We start from the raw sequence: 10,436 nt of genomic DNA on the forward strand, positions 1-10,436 counted from the left end.
GATGAGCCAAGCGCCGCTGCTCGATGTGAACGGCATCGAAGTCATCTACAACCACGTGATCCTGGTGCTCAAGGGCGTCTCGCTGCAAGTGCCCGAGGGCAAGGTCGTCGCGCTGCTCGGCGGCAATGGCGCCGGCAAGACGACGACGCTGCGGGCGGTGTCCAACCTGCTGGAAGGCGAACGCGGCGAGGTCACCAAGGGCAGCATCGAGCTGCGCGGCGAGCGCATCGAGAAGCTGTCGACCTCCGCCATGGTGCAGCGCGGCGTCGTGCAGGTCATGGAGGGCCGGCACTGCTTCGCCCACCTGACCATCGAAGAGAACCTGATGACCGGCGCGTACACGCGCAAGGACGGGCGCGCTGCGGTGGCGGCCACGCTGGAGAAGGTCTACACCTACTTCCCGCGCCTGAAGACGCGTCGCACGAGCCAGGCCGCGTACACCTCGGGCGGCGAGCAGCAGATGTGCGCCATCGGCCGTGCGCTGATGGCCAACCCGAAGATGGTGTTGCTGGATGAGCCGTCCATGGGACTGGCGCCGCAGATCGTCGAGGAGGTGTTCGAGATCGTGCGCGACCTGAACCAGCGCGAGGGTGTGACCTTCCTGCTCGCCGAGCAGAACACCAACATGGCGCTGCGCTATGCCGACTACGGCTACATCCTGGAGAACGGCCGCGTCGTCATGGACGGCGCTGCCAGTGCGCTGCGCGAGAACGAGGACGTCAAGGAGTTCTACCTCGGCGTCGGCGGGGAAGGGCGGCGCAGCTTCAAGGACGTGAAGTCCTACAAACGTCGCAAGAGGTGGCTCGCATGAGTGATGACGCCTGGGAGATCGCGCCGCCGCCGTTCAGTGCGGACTCGGCGCTGCTGACGATGAAGCGCTTCGCCCGCGACCAGCGCGTGCTGGCCGAGCGCGGCGAGGGCTGGATGCTGGGCGCGGATGTCGTGCTCAAGCTGGCCGTGGACGGCGACACGCTCAAGGTCCAGCTGGCCAAGCGGCCCGCGCGCACGCCCGAGTGGGACACGGTCACGCTGACGTCGGCCACCGAGCTGCGCAAGCTGCAGGATGAGATCAAGCGCCGGCTCACGCGCTGGAAGGATGACGAGTGAGCGACTTCTACGACGCGCTGGAGAGTCGCGACCCGGCCGAGCGCGAGGCCGTGTTGATGGCCGCGCTGCCGGCGCAGGTTGCGCACGCGCAGTCCAGCAGCCCCGCCTACACCGAGCTGCTGGCCGGCGTCGAGGCCCAGGCGATCACGTCGCGTGCCGCGCTCGCGCAGCTGCCGCTGACCCGCAAGAGCAGCCTCGCCGCGGCCCAGGCCGCGCGGCGCTCGCTGCGCCTGGGTGGCTTCGCGGCCGGCATGCCGCGGCGCATCTTCCAATCGCCCGGAGCGCTGTACGAGCCCGAGCCCGATGCCGATGGCGCCGACCCGTGGCGCATCGCGCGCGCGCTGCATGCGGCCGGCATCCGCGCCGGGCAACTGGCGCATGTGGGCTTCAGCTATCACCTGACGCCTGCAGGCGCCATGATGGAAGCGGGCCTGCGTGCCATCGGTGCGGCCAGCTTCCCCGGCGGCGTCGGCAACACCGAGCTGCAGTTGCAGGCGCTGGTGGACTTGCAGCCCGAGGCCTATGCCGGCACGCCCAGCCTGCTGCGCATCCTGCTGGAGAAAGCGGCCGAGGGCAGTCATGTGCTGCCCTATCTGCAGCGCGCCCTTGTCAGTGGCGAGGCCTGTCCGCCCGCGCTCGTCGCGTGGTTTGCCGAACGTGGTGTCGACGCCTACCAGTGCTATGCGACGGCCGACCTGGGCCTCATCGCCTACCAGACGGCGGCGCGCGAGGGGCTGGTCGTCGACGAGGGCGTCATCGTCGAGATCGTGCGCCCCGGCTCGGGCGAGCCACTGCCGGACGGCGAGGTCGGCGAGGTTGTCGTGACGACGCTGAGCCCCAGCTACCCGCTGATCCGCTTCGCCACCGGTGACCTCTCCGCCGTCATGCCCGGCGCCAGTCCTTGCGGCCGCACCAACCAGCGCCTGCGCGGCTGGCTGGGCCGGGCCGACCAGTCCGCCAAGGTGCGCGGCATGTTCGTGCACGCCGGCCAGGTGGCCGACATCGTCAAGCGTCACCCCGAACTGCTGCGCGCCCGGCTGGTGGTCAGCGGTGAACTGGCCCAGGACCAGGTCGTGCTGCAGGTCGAAATTACGCAGACCTTGCAGCAAGCCTTCGTGGAAAGCCTGATGCAGACCGCGCGCGACCTGACCAAACTCCGCATCGAGGTAGAACTGTTGCCGCCAGGCAGCCTGCCCAACGACGGCAAACTCATCGAGGACCGTCGTTAACTGTTGGAGACACCCTGATGCGCCGTTCCCTGATGCTTGCCGCGGGCCTGCTGGCCTGCCTGCCCGCCCTTGCCGAGTACCCCGACAAGCCCATCACCATCATCGTGCCCTTCGCGGCCGGCGGCCCCACCGACAAGGTGGGCCGTGACCTGGCCGAGGCGCTGCGCAAACCGCTGGGCGCGACCCTCATCATCGAGAACGTCGGCGGCGTCGGCGGCACGCTGGGCGCCAACAAGGTCGCCAAGGCTTCACCCGACGGCTACACGCTGCTGCTGCACCACATCGGCATTGCCAGTGCCACCGCGCTGTACCGCACGCTGCCGTACAAGACGCTGGAAGACTTCGAATACCTCGGCATGGTCAACGAGGTGCCGATGACGCTGATCGGCCGGCTCAACCTGCCTGCCAGCAACTACGCCGAGCTGACCAAATGGATGGAGGCCAACAAGGGCCAGATCAACCTCGCCAACGCCGGCGTCGGCTCCGCCTCGCACCTGTGCGGATTGCTGTTCCAGCAAGCCGTCAAGATCGACATGACCACCGTGCCCTACAAGGGCACCGCGCCGGCCATGAACGACTTGCTCGGCGGGCAGGTCGACCTGATGTGCGACCAGACCACCAACACGACGGGCCAGATCGAGTCCGGCAAGGTCAAGGCCTTTGCGGTGATGTCGTCCAAGCGCCTGCCCAGCGGCTCGCTGGCCAAGCTGCCGACGGCGGACGAGTCCGGCCTGAAGGGCTTCAACCTGGCGGTCTGGCACGGCCTGTACGCCCCCAAGGGCACGCCCAAGGCCGTGGTCGACAAGATCAACACGGCGCTGCGCGCCGCGCTGAAGGATGCCGACTTCCACAAGCGCCAGGAGGCCCTGGGCGCCGTCATCATCAGCGACGCCCGGCTGGCGCCCGCCGAGCACAAGAAGTTCGTCGAGGCCGAGATCAACAAGCTCGGGCCCGTCATCAAGGCGGCAGGGCAGTACGCGGACTGACGCAAAGCGCCGCATCGTCGGCGCGCCAAAGCACAGGGCGAAGCGCGAGAGCGCTTCGCTTTTTTTGTGCCCCTTGGGCTTTGGCGGCGTCTGTGGGCTGCCGCGCTCAGCCCTCACCCTTGACCCTTGACGCCCTTATCTGTCGGTTGGACGCGACGGGGTAAACACGCTGTTGACGCACCGAGTGGTCTTGTCCAAGAATGCATGTAAACGTTTACATGACCTTTCAACAAGCCGGCACGCGCAAGTGACAGCCGGTACGACGGATGAGACAACCGTTCCCGCCCGGCTTCCTGTGGGGCTGCGCGACCTCTGCGTACCAGATCGAAGGCTCGCCGCTGGCCGACGGTGCGGGCGTCAGCAACTGGCATCGCTTCGTGCGCACACCCGGCCGGGTGCTGGGTGGCGACACGGGCGACATGGCCTGCGACCACTACCGCCGCATGAAGGACGACGTGGCGCTGATGCGCGAGCTGGGCCTGACGGCCTACCGCTTCAGCATCGCCTGGGGGCGGGTCTTGCCGGAGGGGCGTGGCAAGGTCAACGCCGCCGGGCTGGGCTTCTACGAGCGGCTGGTCGACGAACTGCTGGCCGCCGGCATCACGCCGATGGCCACGCTCTACCACTGGGACCTGCCCGCCGCGCTGGACGACCGTGGCGGCTGGCTCAGCCCCGACATGCCGGACTGGTTTGCCGACTACGCGCACGCCTGCTACCGCGCGCTGGATGACCGCGTGCCGATGTGGACGACGCTGAACGAGCCCTGGGTGGTGGCGGACGGTGGCTACATGCACGGCGTGCTGGCGCCAGGCCACAGGAGCGCCTTCGAGGCGGCCATCGTGGCGCACCGGCTGATGCAGTCCCACGCCAAGGCCGTGCAGGCTTACCGCGCGGTCGGGAAGAACAAGATCGGTCTGGTCGTCAACATCGAGCCCAAGCACCTGCCGCCGGACGCGACCGACGCCGACCGCCACGCCGCCCAGCTGGCGGACGCGTACATGAACCGCCAGTACCTCGACCCTGCGCTGCTGGGCACCTACCCCGAGGAGCTGCGCGAGGTGTTCGGCGACGCCTGGCCCGACTGGCCGGCAGCGGAAGTCCAGGCGCTCAAAGTCCCGGTCGACTTCCTGGGCCTGAACTACTACACCCGTGCCGTCGTGCGCCACGACGCCAAGGCCTGGCCCGTGCCCGTCGCGCCGCAGCGCCAGCCGGGCGGCATCTACACCGAGACCGGCTGGGAGCTGCACCCGCAAAGCCTGGCCGACACGCTGGTCTGGATGCACGAACGCTATGGCGGCCTGCCACTGTACGTGACCGAGAACGGTGCCGCCTTCTACGACCCGCCCGTGGCGATAGACGGCCGCGTCGACGACCCGCTGCGCCTGCACTACCTGCGCACCCATATCGCCGCCGTGCAGGACGCCATCACGCGCGGTGCCGACGTGCGCGGCTACTGCGCCTGGTCGCTGTTCGACAACCTCGAATGGGCTTTGGGTTTTGCCAAGCGCTTCGGCCTTGTGCATGTGGACTTTCAGACACAGCAGCGCACGCCCAAGGCCAGTGCGCGCTTCTATGCTGAGGTCATCGCCTCGCATGGCGTCAACCTCTGAAAACTGCATGACGCTCACGCCCGCCACGATCAAGGATGTTGCCCGCGTCGCCGGCGTGTCGGTCGCTACCGTGTCCCGCGCGCTGAACGGCGCCGAGAACGTGCTGCCCCATACCCGCCAGCGCATCCTCGACGTCGCGCGCGAGCTGCGCTACAGCCCTTCCGGCGCCGCCCGCAGCCTCATCACGCGCCGCACCGACACGATAGGCGCTCTGCTGCCCGACCTGCACGGCGAGTTCTTCTCCGAGCTGATCCGCGGCATCGACCAGGCCGCCCGTTCGCGTGGCCTGCACCTGCTGCTGTCCAGCTCGCATGACGACGCGAACGAGGCCGCCGCCGCGCTGCGCGCGATGAACGGCCGCGTGGACGGCCTCATCGTCATGTCGCCGCACGCCGACGACGACTTCCTGTCGCAGAACCTGCCGCCGGCGCTGCCGGCGGTGCTGCTGAACTCCGGCGTCAGCGAGCCGACGCAGCGCGTCTTCGCGGTCGACAACTTCGGCGGTGCGCGCGCGATGACGGAACATCTCGTCGGCACCGGCCGGCGCCGCATCGCCTTCCTCGGCGGCCCGGCCGCCAACTTCGAGGCGCGCGAACGCGAGCGCGGCTACCGCGCCGGCCTGGCCCGGGGTGCAAAGCCCTGGCTGCTGGAAGGCGACTTCTCCGAGGCCGGTGGCCAGCGTGCCGCGGCGGCCCTGCTGGCGCTGCCCGCGGCCGAACGGCCCGACGCCGTCTTTGCCGCCAACGACATCATGGCCATCGGCCTGCTCGGCGCGCTGCAGGCCGGCGGCGTGCGCCTGCCCGACGACATCGCGCTGGCGGGCTTTGACGACATCCCCGTCGCCCGTTACGTGAGCCCCGCGCTCACCACCATGCACGTGCCCATCGCCGCACTCGGCAGCGATGCGCTCGACGCGTTGGCCGATGCGCTCGAACGCCCGCAGTCGCTGACCGCCGAAAGCACCGTCATGCCGGTGCAACTGGTCGTGCGGCGTTCGTGCGGGGCCCGCAAGACCTGAATCCCGGTCCACATCACAAACACACAGGAGACAAGCACCATGAACAACCACCATCCGCGCAGCAAGCCCAGCTTGCTGGCCCGCCACCTCTGCGCCGCCGGCTTGCTCGGCGGCCTGCTGTTTGCTGCGCTGCCCGCGCAGGCACAGACGGCCAACGCCACCGTGCGCGGCACCATCACCGCCGCGGGCGCCACGGCCCCGGCCGGCACGGAGGTCGTCGCCATCAACAAGGCCAACGGCAACACCTACCGAACCAAGACGCTGGCCGACGGCAGCTATGTGCTGGTCGGCCTGAACCCGGGCAGCTACGAGATCCGCGTCGGCGGCGCCGCCACCGGCAGCCTCATCACGCTGTCGGTGGGCCAGAACGCCACGGTCGACCTCGGCGGCAGCACCGCGAACCAGCTCGGCACCGTCGTCATCGAAGGCAGCGCGCAGCGCCAGGGCGTCATCGATTCCCAGGTGGGCACGACCGTCTCCAACAAGATGATCGAGGCCATCCCGCAAGCCTCGCGCAACTTCCTGTCGGCGGCAGACTTCGCGCCCGGCGTGCGCTTTGACACCGACAGCAGCGGCAACACGCGCCTGCGCGGTGGCTCGCAGAACGTCGACTCGGTCAACGTCTTCATCGACGGCGTCGGCCAGAAGAACAACATCCTGCGCGGTGGCGTCATCGGCCAGAACACCAGCCAGGGCAATCCGTTCCCGCAGACGGCCATCGCCGAGTACCGCGTGCTGACGCAGAACTACAAGGCCGAGTACGACCAGGTCTCCAGCGTGGCGATCTCGGCAGTCACCAAATCCGGTGGCAATGAAACGCATGGAAACGTTTACGGCAACCGCACCGGCAGCAACTGGACGTCGTTGAGCCCCATCCAGAAACGCGACGAGGCCAATGGCATCGCGCCGCCCTCGAACAAGCAGGTTGAGGCCGGCTTCAGCATCGGCGGCGCGGTCGTGCCCGACAAGCTGCACTATTTCCTCGCCTACGACGGCAAGTCGCTCGACAAGCCGCGCCAGCTGACCGCGATGAATCTGGACAAGTACCCGGGCAGCCCGGGCGTCGTGCCCGGCATCGCCGCGCAACAGGGCTCGTTCAACAACAAGTTCACCCAGCACCTGGTGTTCGGCAAGCTGTCCGCGGAGATCGACGATCGCCAGCGCCTGGACCTTTCGGTCACCGTGCGCAAGGAAGACGGCTACTCGGTCGACGGTGATCGCTTTGCGCCGAGCACGGCCATCAACAACGTCAATACCGAGCAACGCATAGCGCTGACCCATGAGTACACCGGTGACAACTGGCTCAATGAAGCGCGCATCGGCATGGAACGCTCCAAGTGGAACCCGCAGTCCGACTCTGCTGACCCGCTGGTCCGCTACAAGTACTCGCCCACCAACGCCATCAACAACGTTCAGGACATCTTCTTTACCGGCGGTTCGCCCAACTCGCAGGACCGCCGCCAGAGCGGCGTCTACCTGAAGGACGACCTGACCTACACCGGCATGGCGGGGCACGTCGTCAAGGGAGGCGTGCAGTTCAGGGCGATGAAGTACGACCTCAGCGGCACGGCGTTCCGCGTGGCGGCCATTGACACCGTGCTGAACACGACGACCGGGCAGCCCTACTACAGCGGCCTCACCTGCACCGGCACCAACGTCAGCAGCAATGGCCTGTCCAGCGACCAATGCAACATCCGGCTCGCCATTCCGTCAGCGTCCGCCAACCTCAAGAACAACCAGTACGGCATCTACCTGCAGGACGACTGGAAACTCAGCAAGCAGCTGGAGCTGAACCTCGGCGCGCGTTGGGACTACGAAGACAACATGCTCAACAACGACTACGTGACGCCGGCGGACCGCGTCGCGGGGCTGAACGCGCTGGATGGCCGCACCATCGGCGGCGTCACCGCGCCCGCGGGCCAGACGTATGCACAGTCCCTGGCCAAGGGTGGCATCAACATCGCCGACTACATCTCCACCGGCAACTCGCGCAAGGCCTTCAAGGGTGCCTTCGCACCGCGCGTGGGCGCGTCCTACGACCTGCTGGGCAACAAGGCCACGGTGATCTACGGCGGCTGGGGCCGCAGCTACGACCGCAAGATGGCCAACAACGCGCTGGACGAACTGCAGAAGAACGCCGCACCGGGCGGCGAGATCTGGATGATCAAGAACGACTTCAAGATGCCGTTCGCCGACCAGATGAGCCTGGGCGTGCGCCAGGCGCTGGGCATGTGGAACATGGACGTCGCGGTGTCGAAGATCCACGCCAAGAACCAGTTCATCTGGTTCAACGGCAACCGCGACTTCAACGGCGGCTTCGGCAACTCCAACTCCGTCGATCCGTTCTGGGGCGGCGCGCCGCGCAACTTCGGCACGCTGGTGCTGGGAGACTTCGCCGGCCAGAACAAGGCGACCAGCCTGTTCCTGTCACTGGAGAAGCCCTACACCCAGGCCAGCGGCTGGAGCATGACGGTGGCCTACACCTACACCGACGCCAAGACCACCAACAACGAATGGTCGGACGACATCTTCGACTGGACTTACGGCAAGAGCACCTACGGCTTCCGCCCCGCCAAGGACGCCGAGAAGCATCGCCTGGTGGTGGGCGGCCTGATGGACAAGCTGCCCTGGGGCATGCAGCTTTCCGGCAAGCTGACCGTGGGTGACGGACAGCCGCGCCGTGTGATCGATTGCCACACCGGCTTCGACGGCCCCAACGGCTGCGTCGCCGTCTCGCGCGGCTCTGACACCTTCAAGCAGCTGGACATGGCGCTGGCCAAGAACTTCAAGGTCTACGGCGGCGAGCTCCAACTGCGCGTCGACGTGCTGAACCTGTTCAACACCGCCAACTGGGGCTACTACGACGACTGGGTCGGCGGCCCCTCCACCCCGCCGAAGAACGCGCTGGGCGGCGACAACGACCACTTCGACACCAAGACCGGCGTGCGTGGCTCGATGCGGCAGTTCAAGCTGGGCGCGAGCTACACGTTCTGATCTGAAGTTCGGGGGCCGGCCGTGCCGACGGTGCGGCCGGCTCCCACAATCACTCCCCATCATGAGTTTGCTGACCCGACGCGCCGTGCTCGCACACGGCGCCGGCCTTGCGCTGGCCGCCAACCTGCCCAGCTGGGCCGACACGACGGCACCGGCGCAAGCCGCGGACGCCTTCCTCGCCGACCTGGAACGGCGCACCTTCGACTTCTTCTGGGAGACGACCGACGCCCAGACCGGCCTGGCGCCCGACCGCTGGCCCACGCCGTCGTTCGCGAGCATCGCGGCCGTGGGCTTCGCGCTCAGCGCCTACCCGGTGGGCGTGGCGCGTGGCTACATCACTCGCGCCCAGGCGCGCGAGCGCACGCTGACCACGCTGCGCTTCTTCGCCGGCCTGCCGCAAGGCCCGGGCAAGACGGGCGTGGCCGGCCACAAGGGCTTTTTCTATCACTTCCTCGACGTGAAGACAGGGCTGCGCTTCGGCCGCTGCGAGCTGTCTACCGTCGACACCGCGCTGCTGCTGATGGGCGCGCTGCATGCGCAGAGCTTCTTTGACGCCAAGCAGGCCGACGAGGCCCGCATCCGCGCGCTGGTGGACGAGCTGTACGGTCGTGTCGACTGGGCCTGGTCCCAGGTGCGCCCACCATCCATCAGCCATGGCTGGTCGCCCGAGAAGGGCTTCATCCCCAGCGACTGGAAGGGCTACAACGAGGCCATGATGGTCTATCTGCTGGCGCTGGGCTCGCCCACGCGGCCGGTCAAGCCCGAGGCGTACGACGCCTGGATCAGCACTTACGACCAGCACAGCTGGGGCGAGAGCCACGGCCAGACCTTCCTGCGCTTCCCGCCGCTGTTCGGCCACCAGTTCACGCACTGCTGGGTGGACTTCCGCGGCATCCACGACGCCTACATGCGCGACAAGGGCCTGGACTATTTCGAGAACTCGCGCCGCGCCACCTACGTTCAGCAGGCCTATGCCAAGGCCAACCCGCTGGGCTGGCAGGGCTACAGCGACGAGGTCTGGGGCGTCAGCGCCAGCGACGGGCCGGCCGACATCTCTCTGCAATACACCACCACCGCCGGCAAGACCGAGAAGCGCCGCTTCATCAGCTACGCCGGCCGTGGCATGGGGCTGTACGACGACGGCACGCTGGCGCCCTATGCGGCCGGCAGCTCCATCGCCTTCGCGCCCGAGATCGTCATCCCTGCGCTGATGGCCATCAAGGAGCGCTACCCGCACACCTGGGGCCGCTACGGCTTCTGGGACGCCTTCAACCCCAGTTTCAACTTCCCCGACGTGCGCCTCACGCATGGCCGCATCGAGCCCGGCAAGGGCTGGGTGGACACCGACATGCTGGGCATCGACCAGGGCCCGATGCTGGCCATGATGGGCAACCACCGCGGCGAGCTGGTGTGGCAGGTCATGCGCAAGAACGCCCACCTGGTGCGCGGCCTCAAGCGGGCCGGCTTCACCGGCGGCTGGCTGGGCTGATCG

The 10,436-nt window shown here is 67.9% G+C and carries 8 protein-coding genes; all 8 read left to right on the forward strand.

Annotated features, from left to right (window positions below):
• Position 1: 1 nt before the first annotated feature.
• The 8 genes from AC1D29_RS11015 (at position 2) to AC1D29_RS11050 (ending at position 10,433) form a co-directional block, all read left to right on the forward strand.
• The gene (locus AC1D29_RS11015) at positions 2-811 is read left to right on the forward strand and encodes an ABC transporter ATP-binding protein (protein WP_477897133.1); all 810 of its coding nucleotides are present in this window, start codon (positions 2-4) and stop codon (positions 809-811) included.
• Positions 808-1,107, forward strand: coding sequence for a hypothetical protein (locus AC1D29_RS11020; RefSeq protein WP_477897135.1), 300 nt, complete (start codon positions 808-810; stop codon positions 1,105-1,107). Before AC1D29_RS11015 ends, AC1D29_RS11020 begins: the two co-directional genes overlap by 4 nt.
• On the forward strand, positions 1,104-2,336 hold the full coding sequence (locus tag AC1D29_RS11025; protein WP_477897137.1) for a phenylacetate--CoA ligase family protein: 1,233 nt from the start codon (positions 1,104-1,106) through the stop codon (positions 2,334-2,336). The genes AC1D29_RS11020 and AC1D29_RS11025 overlap by 4 nt, the downstream gene beginning before the upstream one ends.
• Positions 2,337-2,353: 17 nt before the next feature.
• Entirely contained in the window at positions 2,354-3,322 is a 969-nt protein-coding gene (locus tag AC1D29_RS11030) for a tripartite tricarboxylate transporter substrate-binding protein (protein WP_477897139.1), read from the forward strand.
• 266 nt (positions 3,323-3,588) lie between these two features.
• Positions 3,589-4,932 (forward strand): GH1 family beta-glucosidase, encoded by a 1,344-nt coding sequence (locus AC1D29_RS11035; protein ID WP_477897141.1) that lies wholly within the window; start codon positions 3,589-3,591, stop codon positions 4,930-4,932.
• A gap of 7 nt (positions 4,933-4,939) precedes the next feature.
• Positions 4,940-5,950: a LacI family DNA-binding transcriptional regulator gene (locus AC1D29_RS11040; RefSeq protein ID WP_477897143.1), complete on the forward strand. Its 1,011-nt coding sequence runs from the start codon at positions 4,940-4,942 to the stop codon at positions 5,948-5,950.
• Positions 5,951-5,989: 39 nt separating this feature from the next.
• Positions 5,990-8,944, forward strand: a complete 2,955-nt coding sequence (locus AC1D29_RS11045; RefSeq protein ID WP_477897145.1) for a TonB-dependent receptor — start codon at positions 5,990-5,992, stop codon at positions 8,942-8,944.
• Between the two features lie 61 nt (positions 8,945-9,005).
• Positions 9,006-10,433 carry a glucoamylase family protein gene (locus AC1D29_RS11050; RefSeq protein ID WP_477897147.1) on the forward strand — a complete coding sequence of 476 codons (1,428 nt, stop codon included), beginning with the start codon at positions 9,006-9,008 and terminating at the stop codon, positions 10,431-10,433.
• Positions 10,434-10,436 lie beyond the last annotated feature (3 nt).

The organism is Roseateles sp. P1_C6, from assembly GCF_056406315.1.

Excerpts from the sequence above, each read along its gene's own strand:
- AC1D29_RS11030 (WP_477897139.1), top strand. The coding sequence starts at position 2,354 with ATGCGCCGTTCCCTGATGCTTGCCGCGGGCCTGCTGGCCTGCCTGCCC.
- AC1D29_RS11040 (WP_477897143.1), top strand. The coding sequence starts at position 4,940 with ATGACGCTCACGCCCGCCACGATCAAGGATGTTGCCCGCGTCGCCGGC.
- AC1D29_RS11020 (WP_477897135.1), top strand. The coding sequence starts at position 808 with ATGAGTGATGACGCCTGGGAGATCGCGCCGCCGCCGTTCAGTGCGGAC.
- AC1D29_RS11015 (WP_477897133.1), top strand. The coding sequence starts at position 2 with ATGAGCCAAGCGCCGCTGCTCGATGTGAACGGCATCGAAGTCATCTAC.
- AC1D29_RS11050 (WP_477897147.1), top strand. The coding sequence starts at position 9,006 with ATGAGTTTGCTGACCCGACGCGCCGTGCTCGCACACGGCGCCGGCCTT.
- AC1D29_RS11045 (WP_477897145.1), top strand. The coding sequence starts at position 5,990 with ATGAACAACCACCATCCGCGCAGCAAGCCCAGCTTGCTGGCCCGCCAC.
- AC1D29_RS11035 (WP_477897141.1), top strand. The coding sequence starts at position 3,589 with ATGAGACAACCGTTCCCGCCCGGCTTCCTGTGGGGCTGCGCGACCTCT.